Here is an 18,211-nt window from a genome sequence, read left to right on the forward strand (position 1 = left end):
AGCCTCTTATTAATTGATTCGTCTCATCCGAATCCAAGATGCATTATCCTCTAATACAATGACCATTATTACTACATACCGGCCATAAAAAAGGGCAATCTGCATCAGAATTGCAGTCTATTTTTATCCCTCCTTTAATAAAAGCTTGTTCGTCTCTTTTTAATTGATCTACACCATTAAGGTTTACAATGTTTTTTAACATAACTATTAATTTAAAAAATCGTATTTGTGTGAACATTTATAGACACTCACAGTTTATGTCTATCCTTGCAAGAATATTTTTATATCCTAAAAAGTTTTTACATCTTTAAGACAGTTTCTTTTTTAATTTTTAAAATACTAGATCTTGTTTGCAAATAGTTCCAGAAGTAGAACACATGCTAAGCACTTATCTCAAAATTAGGTGGTGTATCCCTTTAAAACAAAGGGTTAATATTCATATTTATAAATTTGAACAACCAAAAATCAATAGCTTGATTTTAACAAAATGGCACTTCTTGAAGGATTGTTATTCTCATCGTATTAGAGTGGCAACTCTTATGTGTTTGGGTAATCAAAATAGTTAATTAGTAATAAGAAATTCTCGTTTATAGGTATGATAAGAATACATTAAAATAAGTTCAACAACAAAAACCGTCTAGACGTATTGTTAGACGGTTTCGTTTATCGAACTCATCTTGAGTAATGCTTTTGCCTATAAAATTCACATTTTGCATCCTAATTTTGCTGTTTTTTTCAACGTAGCTAATGCTATGCTGAAAAAAAATAACTTCATTATGTCACAAAAGCCAAACTTTTCGGCTTAAAACCACTACTCAAGATGAATTCATCAAAAAAGCAGATTGTTTTAGTTTTTTATCAGAGTTTTATAATACTTATTTTCTCCGCAGGTAATCTGGCAATAATACATTCCTTTTTCCAGATCTAATGTTTCAAAATTATACATTGCTTTTGATCCTATACTGCCTTTACTTTTTAAAGTACTACTCCTTAATTTTATCCCATTGTTATTATATACATCTATTTGAATTTTATGATCATTGCTCTTCTTACCAAAATATTCAATAGTCAAATGATCTTTAACAGGATTAGGATAAAATTGAATTGCATTTTGATGAGTAGATTTCATTGATATACGATCAGAACGACCTTTGCCTATAAATACGTCAATTTCTAAAATATCATCCAACCACACCCCATCTTCTTCATTATGATAATCTTCTTCATTATCATATTCCATCAAACGCAATGAAATTGTATTGTTCTTCTTTTTAAAAAATAGAGGGGTATTAAAAACATAGGGATAATCAAATATTGGTTCTACGATTGATAGAGCCGGTATAGGGTCGTTTTTTACGGGAGGTATAATTACAGGTGCACTGGCTCCAAATGGGTCACTGGGTATTACGGTAACGGATAATCTAAGATATTTTGTAGTATTTATACTAGAGCTATAATCTAAATTAAGCTTTAGCCTTATAATATCATGTGGCCCAAAGGCTAATCTTTCTGGCCCTTTTAATTTTACAACCTGTTCTATTATCCCTTTATCATTAAAGGAATCTGTGACAGATATAGACACATCAACGGTACGATTTTGGGGGACTAATGTTTCTTGTGCATTAATAAAATAAGGAATACATACGACAAGAAGAATAAAAAAATACTTCGTTTTCATGATTGAAATTTTAAGAGTTATACATTAAAAACAAAGTATCAATATTTGAGCTTATCTAATAATCCGAATTGTTCATATTTATAAATTTAAACAATAAACCCCTAGTTTAGCTCTAGTTTCTTAATATAATAAGCAGGGTTTAGTCCAGTCTTACCTTTAAAAACTTTAATAAATGTAGTCGCACTTTTATAACCCGTTTCCTTAGCCACTGCCCTAATAGTATACGATCTAAACATGCGATCTTCTTTAAGTTTTAGCAACGCATAATTAATTCTTAACTCATTAAGATATTGGTTAAATGATTTCTTTCTTATTTCGTTTAAGGCTTTTGATAAGTAAGTAGTATTGGTATTAAGTAATTTTGCTGTTGAATATAAATTACAGTCTTGTGAGATATAAAAATGAGTATGTTCTAATTCTTGAAGTTCCTTGAGAATTTTTTCTGATTTCTCATCTTTTATTTTTACCTCTAGAACCGGGTTTTCTGGTTCGTGATCTATAGATTTTTTCTCTTTAATATCTTCAATCACTTTTAGAAACTTTTGTTCTTTTATCTTAGTTTTTCTTCGATATATCAGAAAAACAGACAATAACACTGTAATCAACACTATAGATACGGCAACAATAATTCTCTTACTTGTTACGCTTTTTGTTTTTTCACTTACCAGTTTATTATTCTCGATTTTGAAATCTTCCAAATCATCTTCATACAATAAATCTTTGGCCACTAATCTTTTGTCACTTTTTACCTGAATAATGTTTTGAAGCTTGTCATAATAAGATATCTGCTTTTCCTGATCACCCATCATTTTTGATGTTTCGATCGCCAGTTTATACATGTTTTCTATTTTATCTGCCTCTATGTTATCACCAATTAAGTCAAAATTTTTGTTTAATAAAGAAATTGTTTCATCATATTTTTTTTGTTGATATAAACATCTTGCTATATAATAATTGGCTATATACAAATTGGTTTGTTGCCCCCCTATATTATTTGCAAAAATGTCTTTTCCTTGTTTAAGGAACCCTAGCGCCTTATGGTATTCTTCTTTTTTATAATAGATATCTCCTAGATTAATATAAAAATAACTTTTGTATATAGGCAAATCATAATTATCTGCAAACAAAACACCTTGATTATTAGCCTTTAAAGCCTCGTCAAGCTTATGAATTTCTGCCAGGCATTTGCCTTTTCCTAGTAATGAACTTAGATAGGTGTTTTTATATTGAATGAAATTATCTTTTGTTTCTTTTTCTAAGGTTTTAAGCACTAAATCATATTCATTAATAGCATCTCTGTATCGCTTTAATTTCATACGAACATTAGCTATATTGGTATGACTTATAAACTTATATGATAAATTCGGTATACCTTTAGAAAGCTCTTTAGCACTAAGATAAGATTGTAGTGATTCTTCATACGCTCCAAGAACATAATAACTACCTCCTAACAAACTGTGGCTTCCAAAAATCTTTATGGTATCTTTTATTTTTTCTGCAGCTTTAACAGATATATAAGCATTTTTTATCGTGTTACTGTGATTAGAACGCATGTATTCTATATATGCAATTTGATAGCTTGAGAAATATTGAATATTATAGTCTTCTTGTATTTTTCCTCTTTGCAAAAAAACTTTGCAATAGGCTAAACCTTTTATAGTATCTTTCTCTTTGGAGAATGCGTTTTTGATAAAATTTTCTATTTTTCTTATAGAATCAGATTGAGTAATAAACAGTTTTTCTTTTTCTGAAATCAAATAAGACACCTCTCTTTCTTCTGCTTTGTTTTGCCCAATCACAATGCTAGAGCATAGAATAAGAATATAAAAGATAAGATAATATCTACAGTATGTAGAATTACCAAAAACTGACAAAATCAGTTTTAAAAAATGTGATAGTGAAAATAAGGTCATTGGTTTTAAAGAGTTAAATTTTCATATCATCTTCAATTATATGTAGGACTATTTATACAGCCCTTTGTTACAAATTGAATTTTAATAATTAAAGAAATGTACATTTATATTTCCAAAATCATATCTTAATTAACACAAATAAAACTTATTTTCTTATTGCTTTCTAATATTACCCTAACCATCCATCACGGTCCAGGCTTCTATATTGAATTGCTTCAGAAATATGGTCTCCCAAAATTGATTCTGCTCCTTCTAAGTCTGTTTTTATTTAAAATCTATCAAAATATATGCTGAATTCAGTGTCATTACAACTAGACGGAGAAAGACAAAGAATTACTCTTGTGAAGATTAATAAATAATATTTTTGGATAATATTATTTTATTAAATTAATTAAGGTTAGTCATTGATATTTTACCTTTTATCTGATGTCTATCCTGAGCTTTAATAAAGAAATTTGAAGATGAGTGTGGTTTCATTTTTAGTGTCGTCGACCTTCTTGCATAACCACTTATAAACCTTATTTCATTATATCTTACCTTACAATGGTAGCCAGAGCACAAGTCACATGTTTTATGACAACCCCAAATATTACTCGACAATTCAAGTTGAAGTTTACCAGAAATATAGTCATTAAGGTTTACTATAAAATCAACATTATGAGCATAATTATTCAGTTTGTTGATATTTCTTTTATGGTAATCCTTGTTTAAGGTTCCGTTAAACAATAACAAATTGAAGTTGTAATCCCCAACATAATTGACAGATGGAGCTAAAGTATTTTTTGTTGGATAATAATACTCTGAGTTATCTATGTTCTTGATTTTTACTATAAGAGAACCTTGTAACCTCGAGCAGTCACTGTTATGAAAGGATTCAAAAGACATATCAGAGACGCTTATTCTAATTAATTGATTTATTCTTTCTCCTTTCTCTATAGTTTTAAGTTTCCATGCAGAACCGTATCTTTTCCACATAACTATTTTGGTTCCATCTGTGCGTTTTCCCCATTGGTTAATCATGTATGTTCCTTTTTTAGATTGAATGGAATAGTAACCATCTCCTATATCATTAAATTTCCATTTTGTATTAGAATTCCCTTTCCCTTCCCAAAGAACAACTTTAGCATCAGAATTGGAAGAATTATTTTCTATATGAACATATTTCCCAAGGTCGGATTTGATATAAAAATATCCATTGCCAGCATCCTCTAAATTAAACCGTTGAGTGACACCATCACTGCCATTCCTTAGGTTTAGTGGTGTGCCATTTTCTGACATATGCAATTCAATGTCGAGGTATTTGTTTTCAAATTCTGATTCTATATAATATTTCCCCTCTGATTGAGCGTTCAAATTAGTTATGAATAGAACAAGTACTATTAACTGAAATAAAAAAAGTGTTTTCATGATTTAGTGATTTACCTAAATCATGCACTGAAATTTTGACTTCATTAGGAAATTTCAGCGCACAATCCTGGTCGTAAGTTTTATTTATTTGTTTTCTGAATTTTTTAAAGCTTTCAATTTCAATGAAATTTCTTTTTGAGCAACCCCAAGGTTTTCACATAATTCACTTAAAACTTCTTCTACAATGTTTTCTTTTTTTATTACATCAATAAAATTATAAGAATCATTCTTTCCTGAAGATTTGCTAACAAGATCATGTATCTTATCATTTACTAAATCTTTGACTAGCGGACCTAGTGGCCAAGGCCAAGGGTTTATATCATCAGGAACAGGATAACCTACAGGATTATTATTAAACCACTTTGAACAATTTATGCAAGGTTCTGGCCATGGGGGACCTGACAAACCTTCAATTCCGGATCTTACATGAAAATAATTTCTCCAACCAATGGGTCGTGGCCATGTTATTGGGTAAGGCTCATCTGGATCTGGAGTATATCCTACCAGGTTTCTGAGCTTAGACAGTTCTTGATTTTGTAAAAAATCCTTTAAATAAGTTCTTGCTATTGTGGTAAGTTGAAACGTACCTGGATCAAAAAAAGACTTTGGCAAATTCATTTTCTTATGTATTAAGTTAAACAATTGATAATTTTCTGACTCTATGCTAAACCTCTAGAGATCATAGAAATAAATATTTGCTAATAATTTGTATTCCAAATTTCGTGAAGTCTTCTTTTTAAATCGATGACTCATTAACCCAAAACTAGGCAGTGTGTTAGCGTAATTTAATTGGGTCATTTAACCCTGTGGATTTAAGTTAGATCACCTTATCAGAAACCACCAGTTAATTGTTTCTTTGTGAGGCATTTAAAAATAATTTCAGTAACTCAAAACAAAGTATTATGAAAAAAAGAATCGTAACTTTATTAGTATTTGTAGGAATAGTAGCTTTTATAATTTTTAGTGGTTGTAAAAAACAAAAAGTAGATCCAGCTTTTGACAAAACTATTTGTTTTAATTATACTAGTGATCCAATCAGTAAAATACCTGTTGGATTGGTTCATGATATGGTAAATGGCTACAAAACTAGACAATTAGCTAAAATCAACGAAGGATTGAAAATAGATGATGCTAGAGCTATTTGGTTTGATTTAGAAACATTAAAAAAATTTATATATCACATTGAATCCGTGACAATAGAAAATAATTCTTCGAAATCTAAAGAAGATTTAGGAATTCGAATCTATTATGCAAGTTATCCATCTAAAGATACCTGGGAGAATACACCTAAATACCATGGTTATTTAAATGGTTATATGAATCATCCAGAAACAATGCAATATGAAATAAAACATACTTTAGTAATGATACCAACAATAAAAATTGATAATATAGATGTAGATTTTAATCCATTAGACACAATAACCTACAACCATGGATTACAAGACACCATTAAATATGGTTCCACATCAGAGTTCCCTACTTTTGGTTTAAACTTAATGCCTAGATTAAAACCAAATGGTGGGGGTAGTATATTAGGTCGAAATCATGGAGGTTTGTTTCCTCCAAAAAAAGAAGAAGGTTTTGGTTTTTAATTAAAAAAAAATGTTGAATTATTATCCAATCATGCACAAAATATTATTGGTATTGCAACTTTTCGCTGCCATAGTAGGTTTTATATATATATTTAGGTTGAGAAACTCGTATTGGAAATGGTTTTCGATATATTTAATTTTTATTTTTATTCAGGAATCTTTTTGGACCCTTAATACTTATTCATTAGATAGTATAAATATAAAATATTATGCTTTCGTCGGCATTCCTATTCAATACCTTTTTCTTTTTTGGTTATATGCTTACAAATCTCTAAATAACAGAAAATTATTTTATTTTTTTTCCTTTATTTATTTATCGACCTATTTACCGATAGAACTTTATTTCGGAAAAATTAATTTAGTTTATTCTATAAATCTAACCGCAGGCACAATATTACTTACATTTCTTGTTGTTTTAGAATTTATTAAACAAATCAAGAACGATAATATTCTTGAGTTCACTAAAAATAAAATGTTTTATATTAATGTTGGGGTCATATTATTTTATATTGGAACATATCCATACTTTGCCTTTTATGATGTACTTTCAAAAGAACCATATATAGAAATATGGAATGCATATTATCTGTATTTTTTAGTATCTAATTATGTCATATATTTATTATTTACAGCTTCTTTTATATGGGGGAAACATCATTTAAAATAATGTTAATCATTTTTAATGTAATTTTTATTGCCTTTATCGGGGCGATAGTGGTTTTCATTCGTGAATACCATAGAAAAAAGAAAGCATATATAGAACAAATCAAAACTATTGATATACTACATAAAAAGGAGCTTTTAAAAACGCAAATGGAAATACAGGTTCAAACAATGAAATCTATAGGTAGAGAAATACATGATAATGTAGGGCAAAAACTTACTTTGTCTAGTTTATATCTGCAACAATTAGTTTATGAAAGCAAAGCTCCAGAAATCATTGATAGCATAAAAAATATAAATATAATTATAAATGAGTCATTAGAGGATTTGAGACATCTTTCAAAATCTTTAACTGATGATACCATTGAGAATAATACAATCTTTGAATTAATCGAAAATGAATGCAAAAAAATAAGTAATTTAAAAAAATGCAAGATTAGTTTTAAAAGTGACTCTCAAATTAAACCTGTTTCTTATCGTAAAAAAAGTATTTTATTAAGAATCTCTCAAGAGTTTATCCAAAATAGTATAAAACATGCCAGTTGCGAAAAGATAGATATCTCGCTATATGAAAATGAAGGTAAATTACATTTAAAACTGCAAGACGATGGTAAGGGGTTTGATGTAGAAAACTTAAAAACAAATGGTATTGGAATAAAAAATATGAAGAAGAGAACGGAAATGATTGATGGTATTTTTAATTTAGAAAGTAATATAAAAAATGGTACAAAATTAACTGTGGTAATTCCTATTTAGATGAAATATACTATTGTAATTATTGATGATCATATTTTAATAGCAAATGCACTAAGTGATTTTATTTCCAATTTCACTCAATTTAAAGTTTTGTATGTGTGTAAAAATGGGAAAGATTTTCAAGACAAAATTAAAACAAAACCTATTCCAGATATTGCTTTATTAGATATTAGTATGCCAATTATGGATGGTTTCGAAACATCAAAATGGCTAAAGGAAACGTATCCAACAGTTCTAGTAATGGCTTTAAGTATGCAAAATGATGAACAAAGTTTGATCAAAATGATAAAGAATGGAGCAAAAGGATATTTACTAAAGAATACTAATCCTAATGAATTAAAAAAAGCTTTAAATGAATTAGTTGATAAAGGATATTTTTTTCCAGACTGGGCTACCAGTAAAATACTTACCTCCATCAGTGACAATACAATAAATGCTGATATAAGAACCAACTTATCCGATAGAGAAATAGAGTTTCTCAAATATACACCTACAGAAATGACCTATAGAGAAATTTCAGAAAAGATGTTTTGCAGCCCCAGAACCATAGAAAATTACAGAGATAGTTTATTTGAAAAATTAGAACTCAAAACTAGAGTAGGGCTTGCTGTTTATGCGTTAAGAAATGGTTATGAAAAGTAATTTATAGAATGATCAGGCTAAATTCCAAAGATCACCCTTTTCGTTGGTTTTATCATGCTAAAAAACTTTACCCTAACCATCCATCACGGTCCAGGCTTCTATATTGAATTGCTTCAGAAATATGGTCTCCCAAAATTGATTCTGCTCCTTCTAAGTCTGCAATAGTCCGGGATACTTTTAAAATACGATCGTATGCTCTGGCAGAAAGGTTTAATCGTTCCATTGCAGTTTTTAGCAATTCTTTAGAAGCGTTATCTAAAACACAGTATGCCCTGATTTGCTTTACTCCCATCTGCGCATTGTAATGAATATTCTGTAATTCTATAAATCTTTCGGTCTGGATATCCCTGGCTTTAATAACTCTTTTCCTTATTTCCACACTGGATTCTCCTCTACGCTCTTCACTCAACTTATCAAAAGGCACCGGCGTAACTTCTATATGAATATCTATTCTATCTAATAATGGACCCGAAATTTTACTAAGGTAGCGTTGCATCTCTGCCGGTGAAGAGGTTACAGGTGCATTAGGATCATTAAAATATCCTCCCGGACTAGGATTCATACTCGCAACCAGCATAAAACTTGAGGGATAGGTTACAGTAAATTTTGCTCTGGAAATAGTTACTTCTCTATCCTCAAGAGGCTGGCGCATTACTTCTAGTACCTCTCTTTTAAATTCTGGTAATTCATCTAAGAATAAAACTCCGTTATGAGATAGTGAAATTTCTCCAGGTTGCGGATAGCTTCCTCCACCCACTAATGCTACATTAGATATAGTATGATGCGGACTACGAAACGGGCGTTGCGCCATCAATCCTACATTATCTTTAATGCGCCCAACTACACTATGTATTTTTGTTGTTTCGAGAGCTTCTTGCAATGACATAGGTGGTAAAATGCTAGGCAACCTTTTACTCAGCATCGTTTTACCACTTCCCGGTGGGCCTACCAGTATGATATTATGTCCTCCTGCAGCAGCAATTTCCATACATCGTTTTATACTTTCCTGTCCTTTTACATCTGCAAAGTCAAATTCGGGATTATCCAGGGCCATATAAAATTCTTCTCTGGTATCTACAATGGTTTGCTCAAGCTCTCCTTTTTCATCAAAATAGTTGATTACTTCTTTGATATTTTCTACTCCGTATACTTCTAAATGATCAACTATAGCAGCTTCTTTAGCATTTTGCTTCGGAAGTATAAATCCTCTAAACCCTTCTTCACGTGCTTTGATTGCAATAGGTAATGCTCCTTTAATGGGTTGCAAACTTCCATCCAGAGATAGTTCCCCCATAATCAAATATTCTGAAATTGTGTCTCCTTTGATTTGTGAACTTGCTGCAAGAATCCCTAAGGCTAAGGTAAGATCGTATGCAGATCCTTCTTTCCTTAAGTCTGCAGGAGCCATATTAATCGTGATTTTCTTTCCTGGTAATTTGTATCCATTGTTTTGCAAAGCGGCAGCTATACGATAACTACTTTCTCGTATTGCATTATCTGGTAACCCTACAAGGTGATATCCTATTCCTTTATCAATATTCACCTCGACTGTAATGGATGTTGCCTCGACTCCAAAAACAGCACTCCCAAAAACTTTTGTAAGCATGTGTTGTGTTTTACATCCATGCAAACATAAGTACGATGAGTTTTAAAAAATGAAACTGGGATTTTGTATCAAAAATACTTCAGGATACATTTTAAAGATAAATAACCTACTCTCTTTAGACTTAATAAGGTTGGAATTGAAAAGTAGGGCCCTCGCTTTATAAAGATATATTACGTATGATAGAATACACCAAGCTCATGCCCTACTTATTTTATGTATAAATTACATAACAAACAATCATACAACTGCTTCTACTGTAGTTTGAAACAGTTTTTTATTTAAAAACTTTAGTGTTGGTATTTTGTCTTTGGTATCTACCAAAATAGATATATTATTATTACTTCCACCGTAAGATACCATACGTACTGGAATAAAATTTAATATTTCGAAAAGTCTATATGAATTCTTATCATTGATAACAGATTCTCCTACAATACATATGATACTATGATCTTGTTCTACAGTTATTTCTGCATATGTTTCTATTTCTTTTACGATTTGATCCAAATTACTTGTATCATCAATAGTTAATGATATAGCAATCTCTGAAGTTGTAATCATATCAATTGATGTATGATAGTTATCAAAGACTTCAAAAATCCTTCTTAGATATCCATGAGCCATCAACATTCGATTCGATTTGATCTTAATTGCTGTAATCCCATCTTTTGCAGAAATGGCTTTTAATCCTTTTCGATATGTTTTATTAGAAATTATGGTTCCTGGCGCTTCTGGATCAAATGTATTTTTAAGAAGTACTGGTATATCTTTACCTACAACAGGAGAAACGGTTTGTGGATGAAGGATTTTGGCTCCAAAATATGCTAGTTCTGCTGCTTCATTATACGTAAGATGTGAGATTGGATGAGTTTCATCAACATACCTTGGATCATTATTATGTAGTCCATCAATATCAGTCCATATTTGTACTTCTGAAGCGTTTAATGCTGCTCCAATAATTGTAGCTGTATAATCACTACCTCCTCTTTTTAAATGACTAATTTGTTCTATCTCGTCTCTACATACAAACCCTTGAGTAATATATAATGACGTATGGATATTACTTTCTATTACTTTATTTAGTTTTTTACTAACCTTATCTATGTTTGGGTTTTCAACAGATCCTACATACATAAATTCCTTTGCGTCTAATAAAACATTAGATATACCTTCTGCCTTTAGAAACCCCGAGAATATGTACGTCAAAAGAGCTTCTCCAAAAGTAATAAGCTTAGAATTAACAGCCTCGGAGTATTCTTGACTAGAAATCTCAAACATTTCTGTAATCATTGTAGATAAGCCGTCTTTAAGAACATTTCTTGTTTCCTGATCCTCGACTAGTTTATCAATAACATCGCTATGTTTGCTTTCTAATCGATGTAAATTTCTCGTAATAGCATCAACATCATTAAATTTCACATTTTCTACCAAACGAATTAACTGATCTGTAACACCAGACATTGCAGAACAAACTACAATTTTATCTTCTTGATCCGAAATTAAAATTTCCTTTACCTTATTGAGATTTTCAACAGATCCTACAGAAGTTCCTCCAAACTTTAAAATTTTCATCAATCTTGCTTTTTCATTTGTTTTTAACAATGCATAGTTAATTAATAACTCACAAATAATAAATATTTTAAAAGAAAAAACATAAATTTGCACAGAATGTTAAATATGTAACAATGAAAACAATTACAGATTGTGTACACAATATATTAAGGCATCAACCTTTTCTAGAGGACGCACTATCAAGGGATATTATTAATTTTAGTTCACTGGCTGTTGATCTTTTACCTAAAGTGGAAAAGATTATGAAAAAACCTGTCAAACCTGGTTCTATTGTGATGGCATTAAGGCGTTACCATCCAAGAAAAATAAAGCATATCGATAATCTAAGAAATCTTGGTGATATCATGGTACGATCGGGGATAACCGAGTATACATTTTTAAACTCCAATAGTATTTTAACCAGCCAGAGTAATCTTTTAGAAAGTGTAAAAAACGAAACAAAAGCTTATTTTACATACTCTAGTAATTTTCAAGAGAGTAATATATTAGTGTCTTCATCACTTAAATCTACTGTCGAGAAACATTTCAAAAATGAGGTCTGTATCTCTGTTGCAGACGATTTGTCTTCTATTTCTATTGCGTTACCCGAAGACAACTCTAAAGTAATTGGTTTATATTTTTATATTTTTAAGCTATTAGCTTATGAAGGCATTCCTGTTTTTGAAGTCATTTCTACTTCAAACTATTTCACTTTATTTTTAGAAAAAGAATATGTTAATAAAGCGTTTTTATTAATGAATGAAGTTAAAGAAGATCAATCTTTTTAAGCAAAAAAACCCTGCTGTTGAGCAGGGTTTTAATAAACTTCATATTATATTTTACCAAATATGTACTCGTTTTTCTGGTGCCAAATACATTTTATCTCCTTCTTTTATATCAAAAGCTTCATAAAAGGCTTTAACATTTAATAAAGGTTGGATAGCACGTGTTGTACCAGGTGAATGCGGATCTGTCTTAATTTGAGTTCTTAAAGCATCTTCACGAATCTTTGTTCTCCATACGGTAGCCCAAGACATAAAGAAACGTTGTTCTGCAGTAAATCCATCAATATCTTCTGGTCTTCCATTTTCTGCAAAATACATCTGTAATCCATCATAAGCTCCTAACACACCTCCTAAATCTCCTATATTCTCTCCTAGTGTAAATTTACCATTTACAAATACACTATCTAAAACTTCTAAAGAACTGTATTGTTCTGCTAATGCATCTCCTCTTTCTGTAAAAGCTTTAAGGTCATCTTCTGTCCACCAGTTTTTAAGATTTCCATCTGCATCAAAACGAGCTCCAGAATCATCAAAAGCATGAGATATTTCATGCCCAATAACTGCTCCAATACCTCCATAATTAACCGCTTCGTCTGCTGTATAATTATAGAAAGGTGGCTGAAGTATAGCCGCTGGGAACACAATTTCATTAAATAAAGGATTGAAGTATGCGTTCACGGTTTGAGGAGACATTCCCCATTTTGTTTTATCTACTGGCTCTCCTATGTCGGCAATCGCCTTTTCGAATTGCCATTTTGATACCGCCATTGTATTTTCAAAATTAGAATTCCCTTCTTTTACATCAAGTGTAGAATAATCTTCCCATTTATTTGGATACCCAATCTTAACAGTAAACTTATCTAATTTCTCTATAGCTTTAGCTTTTGTGCTATCACTCATCCATTCTAATACTTCAATTCTTTTTTGGTATGCTTTGATTACATTAGCAATCATTTTCTCTGCCTTAGCTTTTGCTTCGGGTGGAAATTTAGCATCAACATACAATTGTCCAATAGCTTCTCCTACAGAACCATTTACGGTACCTAATGCACGTTCATCAAGTGGTCTTTGTTTTTTTGCACCTCTAAGTGTTTTGCTATAAAAATCCCAGTTTGCTTTTTCTATTTCTGTAGAAAGAGATCCAGTTGCACTATTTAAAGTAGACCAACGCATTACGGTTTTAAGGTCTTCGATATCTGTTCCTGTAAGCACTCCTTGTAAAGCTTTCATATATTTTGGCTGTAACACCATAACTGTATCCAGTTGTTGTTTAACACCAAGATCTTTCAATAATTTATTCCAATCTACTGCTGGAGTCATTTCTGAAAGTTGAGCTATACTTCTTGGATTATTAAAGTTACGAGCATCACGACTTTGAACTTTATCTAATCTAGGTTCGGATAATTTGGTTTCGATATCCAAAATCTTTTCTGCAGCTTTATGCGCCTGATCTTCGGTATCCCCAATAAACTGAAGCATTCTCGTAATATGATCCACATATTGTCCTCTAATTTCTTTAGACTTTTCATCCTGGTCCAAATAGTAATCACGATCTGGTAATCCTAAACCACCAGTAGTTACATATGGAGCATTTATATCACTATTATTTAAATCTGGAAAAGAAGTAAACCCTAAAAACGGTGCAGAAGCAGCTGTTTCTGTTGCTAATACAGATTGTAAGTCCTGAATATTCTTTATCGCAGCTATTTTATCTAGTGTTGGCTGTAATGGAGTTATACCTGCTTTATTTCTTGCTATTGTATCCATTATAGATTCGAAGATAACCAGAGCCTTATGCTGATCAGTTCCCGCAGCATATTTACCACTGGATTTTGCTTCTTCCATAATCTTAAGCACATCATCATCTGTTTTCTTTCTTAAAACCCCAAAGCCTCCCCATCGTGTTCTGTCTTCAGGTATTTCGGTGTTCTTCATCCAATTTCCATTAACGTAGTTATAGAAATCATCTTTAGGACTCACGTTTGTGTCCATGTTTTCCAGAACTATGCCAGGAACTTTTTCTACCTCAGCTACTACTTCACTTTCACTATCACTTTTTTTTGTTTCGTTTTTACAACTCACAAAAGCGAAAATAAATGCAGCCAAAAAGTAAACTTTTTTCATTTTTATACTCATTCTGTTATTAAATTAAGATTAGTTATTAGTAAATATGACGTCTGAACCGAAAATTCGTTACGTATATTAAGCTCGTAATTTATATAAAATGAAATATGTTGGTGAGTTTTGTACCGAGTTTTAACGAAAAAATAAGATTTAACAAACGGATTTTATTTTAACAACCTGGTATCAAAACAAAATGGTTCAACATCAATAAGCTTTACTTTATCAAATTTAGGGTGCATTGGATTAACCAGAAGGTTTTTTTCTTTCGGAATTATGATGCTAGGCACTTTAAGACCTAGATATTGTTCTTCTGCAATCCATTGCATTGCATAATTTTGAATCTCGATAGGTACAGGAATTTGATTCCAATTATCTGGTATCTTTTCTATGTCTATAGTGGTAATTAATGTATCAGGAACTTCTATAGTAGCAATTGACATATCATCTGGAAAATATGCAGCTGGCAAATGAGCTAGTACTTCGAGGGCCGAAAGTGCTGCTGTAGTACTAGTATACAAAACAGCAACTCCTTTAGGGTTCCATCTTCCTCCTACTGTTTTTGCTCCGATTCCGGTAAGATCTTTTATATATTTTTGTTTAGCTATTCGATATACTCGCATTAGGCAAAAATTCCATGTTCTATTCTAACTAATTCTTCATTAAGTAACTGAAAACCAAACGTAGTATCTAATAATTCTTTTGGTTTTTTCATGGCTAATGCCACACTTGGGTGTCCCATCCAATTTTTAAAACGAGAAAGGTCACCAAAAATATTTTCTCCTCTTGCATAAAGCTTAGCTAACTGTAATACTCTAGCGCTAGCTTCTGTTCCTAATTTTTTATTTAAATCATAACGCTGGATAGTGCGTTCAGACATATGAAGTATATGTGCCAGTTCTTTAAGGTCAAAACCAATAGTCTTAGCTAGGTGTAGCAATGCCTTTTTATCTATCCCATTTCTTGATAGCTCAATAAAATCATACATGTTACGTAAAGGGATATCTATATTAAGATATCGTAATAAACCTTTATTTTCGAAACTATCAAAATCTAATGGAGATACTGCACTCATGATTATCTATTTTATGACAAAAATACAAAAAAAAATGACAACTGTCTTAGTTTACTGTTAAAATTGAGTCTAATTGTGGTTTTACCTCACTTAATCTTGCTTCCATAGATCTAACTGCCACAGTAGACAGGTATCGACCCAACGGTAAAACTGGCTTAATCATAAGAACTTCTTCTTCTATATTTTCTGATTCTGATAAAGAAAGAGGTATCATAGTTGGCTTTAATTTTATTATATACTTACTCCCAAGTTTTTTGATAATTTCCTGAGTATGTCCATATCTAACATTTTGTAAGGTTGTTAAAGGGGCTTTATATTGTGTTTGCGTTTTTATCATTTTACGCTCTTCACTATTAGCAATGATAATATGTTTGATATTGATTTTATCTTGTAACTCAGGGAAAGAATCTCGTAATACATTTCTAAAAACTTCTTCAACACCTTTGGATACTATACCTCCTACATTATCATAATATCCTGCATCTGCATATTGATCAGAATATTCTTTACCAGAAATAGAAGATTTTTTTACTTCTCCAACCGGGGTTATATAAGGAAACCCTGCATTTATACGCATTGCTGTTGATAATCCAATAGAGCTATCGGGGTAGCTTTTTTGCAAATTTTCTATAAAGTCACGCATCCCTGTAAGAGGTCTTAGATGAGCATATTTAACAGGACTTATTACATTATAGTTTCCTGTTTGTGTATGTGTAGTATTAATAAACAAAAGTGGTGGGGTTGTCTTCTCTTCTGTATTGGTAATATTATTATAAAAAGATAAAAACTCTTTCTGTAAGATATCTTCGTTTGATTTTTTAGAAAAGTATTTTTTGTAAGTATCACTCCATTGTTCTTCTAACAGCTTGCCTCTGTTTTTAAAACGAAACAAACTTGTTGTTTCCTTAAATAAATCTCTACCCAATAGCGAAAGTAATGAAACCGATAAATAATTTTCTTTGTACACTGCACTTGCCTTATATTTTAAATCCGGGTATCCATCGGTCGACTTAGTTTTAAAATTAGCCTTTTTGTTATCATACATGGCAAGTTGTGCTTCAGCAAAAAACATAGCATTGCCTACACTTCCTCCCGATGCTCCGGTTAAGGATAGTAAATTTTCCTCAAAATAACTTCCATTAGATTTCTCATACAAATAACTATGTACTAAAAAAGACCAAAGCCCAGCTCTGGATCCTCCTCCTTCTGAAGAAACCAGAAGAGCAGAAAACTTCCCTTCTTTCTTTTCTATAATATCAATTCTATCTTTTATCCATTGATACATATATTGCTCCATAACTGGCCTTTCTACTTCTGAGGGTTTTATCGTAAGCTGATAATGATCAGAGCTTTCTGAAAAAAGCCTGGAAGAAAATAAACATACAACAACAACTATGGAAAATAAAGGTAGTTTTAGCTTTTTACCAGAAAGAATTAGCACAAAACTTATCATAAACAAGCTTAATAATGATAATATTAAAATCGATAAAGGATTTATTCTACTGGCCCATTCGGGAACAAAATTAAGTGCCAGAAAAGAAAACAATAAAATAAAACCTGAAAAGAGAACAACCCCATAGAAGAGTTTTTGGGGAAATTCTTTTAAAAAACGATAACTATTAAACGATAATGTAAAGAAAAACAAAGCTAGTGCGCAATTAGACAGAAAAAGATTCCCTAAATCTTTTTCTGTCTGAGTATTTAGGGTACCCAGAGATATAATAAAAACAATCAATCCTACCGATAATAGAATTATAAAAGCATTCGTCTTGGGGATTTTATTAATAAATTCCTGTATATGGCCGTATATAGTAGGTTCTGATAAAAGAAATAAAAAAAAGATACAGTAAATAAGTGTATTTGTTGGTTCTAAAAAATTAGTATAGATATTATCAAGTTCAAACAACTCCATCGCATTAAGAATACTTAAAGCTGAAATAATCAATAATAAAAGAGCTAATATTCGAGGTAGTACTTTTCTCATATGTACTCTAACCAGGTAATGATATCTAACCGATTTATTTCTATCCTGAAATTTATAATGTTGATTAGGGATAAAACCAATCAGGTTAGAAAAGGAGATATCCTTGTAATTATAATAATAGAAATACTTTGGGATATTCCAGATCAAAAATGCCGAAACCATAAGTAAGAAAAAATACAAAGGTACTTCAAACAAAAAGGCATCTGCTTGATTAAGAATTAACAATAAATCTATAGTTTGGGGAAAATGCCATAAAGCAAAATATAAAGCCAAAATAAAAAAGAGGCTAATTAGGTTATTAGACAATTCGCTCAACAGTATTTTAAACCATATACTAAATTGTTGAAAAAACAACAACAGTTTTACCATTTCTGTAATAATTAGATTTTAAGAATAAGAATATAAATCTAATGAATAAAACGAATACTCATGTCT

Annotated in this window: 15 protein-coding genes and 1 pseudogene; 4 read left to right on the plus strand and 12 right to left on the minus strand. The window is 31.0% G+C overall.

Annotation, left to right across the window (positions count from 1 at the left end; genetic code table 11):
- Window positions 1-43: 43 nt before the first annotated feature.
- The 6 genes and pseudogenes from AAFU52_RS25375 to AAFU52_RS25400 all read right to left on the minus strand — a co-directional run bounded on the left by AAFU52_RS25375 (window position 44) and on the right by AAFU52_RS25400 (window position 5,616).
- Window positions 44-202 (minus strand): hypothetical protein, encoded by a 159-nt coding sequence (locus AAFU52_RS25375; protein ID WP_160111943.1) that lies wholly within the window; start codon window positions 200-202, stop codon window positions 44-46.
- Between the two features lie 645 nt (window positions 203-847).
- Window positions 848-1,678 carry a T9SS type A sorting domain-containing protein gene (locus AAFU52_RS25380; RefSeq protein ID WP_024770377.1) on the minus strand — a complete coding sequence of 277 codons (831 nt, stop codon included), beginning with the start codon at window positions 1,676-1,678 and terminating at the stop codon, window positions 848-850.
- 101 nt (window positions 1,679-1,779) lie between these two features.
- Entirely contained in the window at window positions 1,780-3,477 is a 1,698-nt protein-coding gene (locus AAFU52_RS25385; RefSeq protein WP_438424304.1) for a helix-turn-helix domain-containing protein, read from the minus strand.
- Window positions 3,478-3,760: 283 nt separating this feature from the next.
- A pseudogene (locus AAFU52_RS25390) lies at window positions 3,761-3,850 on the minus strand (ATP-binding protein); the annotation flags it as partial.
- Between the two features lie 128 nt (window positions 3,851-3,978).
- Window positions 3,979-4,998: an RICIN domain-containing protein gene (locus tag AAFU52_RS25395; RefSeq protein ID WP_438424307.1), complete on the minus strand. Its 1,020-nt coding sequence runs from the start codon at window positions 4,996-4,998 to the stop codon at window positions 3,979-3,981.
- Between the two features lie 84 nt (window positions 4,999-5,082).
- Window positions 5,083-5,616 (minus strand): hypothetical protein, encoded by a 534-nt coding sequence (locus tag AAFU52_RS25400; RefSeq protein ID WP_024770380.1) that lies wholly within the window; start codon window positions 5,614-5,616, stop codon window positions 5,083-5,085.
- A 284-nt stretch (window positions 5,617-5,900) separates the two neighbouring features.
- On the opposite strand from AAFU52_RS25400, the gene AAFU52_RS25405 reads away from it, so the two are divergent.
- The 3 genes from AAFU52_RS25405 (at window position 5,901) to AAFU52_RS25415 (ending at window position 8,654) form a co-directional block, all read left to right on the plus strand.
- Window positions 5,901-6,593, plus strand: a complete 693-nt coding sequence (locus AAFU52_RS25405) for a hypothetical protein (RefSeq protein WP_438424309.1) — start codon at window positions 5,901-5,903, stop codon at window positions 6,591-6,593.
- A gap of 642 nt (window positions 6,594-7,235) precedes the next feature.
- Entirely contained in the window at window positions 7,236-8,012 is a 777-nt protein-coding gene (locus tag AAFU52_RS25410) for a sensor histidine kinase (protein WP_438424311.1), read from the plus strand.
- On the plus strand, window positions 8,013-8,654 hold the full coding sequence (locus AAFU52_RS25415) for a response regulator transcription factor (protein WP_024770384.1): 642 nt from the start codon (window positions 8,013-8,015) through the stop codon (window positions 8,652-8,654). It abuts the gene before it with no gap.
- Between the two features lie 67 nt (window positions 8,655-8,721).
- Here AAFU52_RS25415 and AAFU52_RS25420 read toward each other — a convergent pair whose 3' ends face one another.
- Both AAFU52_RS25420 and AAFU52_RS25425 read right to left on the minus strand, forming a co-directional pair.
- Complete coding sequence (locus AAFU52_RS25420) at window positions 8,722-10,260, minus strand: YifB family Mg chelatase-like AAA ATPase (protein WP_438424313.1); 1,539 nt, start codon at window positions 10,258-10,260, stop codon at window positions 8,722-8,724.
- Window positions 10,261-10,497: 237 nt separating this feature from the next.
- Window positions 10,498-11,832, minus strand: coding sequence for an aspartate kinase (locus AAFU52_RS25425; protein WP_438424316.1), 1,335 nt, complete (start codon window positions 11,830-11,832; stop codon window positions 10,498-10,500).
- Between the two features lie 113 nt (window positions 11,833-11,945).
- Between AAFU52_RS25425 and AAFU52_RS25430 the strand changes: the two genes are divergently transcribed.
- Window positions 11,946-12,599, plus strand: a complete 654-nt coding sequence (locus AAFU52_RS25430) for a hypothetical protein (RefSeq protein WP_024770387.1) — start codon at window positions 11,946-11,948, stop codon at window positions 12,597-12,599.
- 51 nt (window positions 12,600-12,650) lie between these two features.
- Here AAFU52_RS25430 and AAFU52_RS25435 read toward each other — a convergent pair whose 3' ends face one another.
- From AAFU52_RS25435 to AAFU52_RS25450, 4 genes are all read right to left on the minus strand, one after another.
- A complete protein-coding gene (locus AAFU52_RS25435) occupies window positions 12,651-14,720 on the minus strand; it encodes a M13 family metallopeptidase (RefSeq protein ID WP_438424320.1) in 2,070 nt (689 codons plus the stop codon).
- Window positions 14,721-14,884: 164 nt separating this feature from the next.
- Complete coding sequence (locus AAFU52_RS25440) at window positions 14,885-15,340, minus strand: RES family NAD+ phosphorylase (RefSeq protein ID WP_438424322.1); 456 nt, start codon at window positions 15,338-15,340, stop codon at window positions 14,885-14,887.
- Window positions 15,340-15,792, minus strand: a complete 453-nt coding sequence (gene parS / locus AAFU52_RS25445) for a type II RES/Xre toxin-antitoxin system antitoxin (protein WP_024770390.1) — start codon at window positions 15,790-15,792, stop codon at window positions 15,340-15,342. The genes AAFU52_RS25440 and parS overlap by 1 nt, the downstream gene beginning before the upstream one ends.
- Window positions 15,793-15,838: 46 nt before the next feature.
- Window positions 15,839-18,145, minus strand: a complete 2,307-nt coding sequence (locus AAFU52_RS25450; RefSeq protein WP_438424324.1) for a hypothetical protein — start codon at window positions 18,143-18,145, stop codon at window positions 15,839-15,841.
- Window positions 18,146-18,211 lie beyond the last annotated feature (66 nt).

The sequence above is a fragment of the Aquimarina macrocephali genome (assembly GCF_051627225.1).
GTDB classification, from domain to species: Bacteria; Bacteroidota; Bacteroidia; order Flavobacteriales; family Flavobacteriaceae; genus Aquimarina; species Aquimarina macrocephali.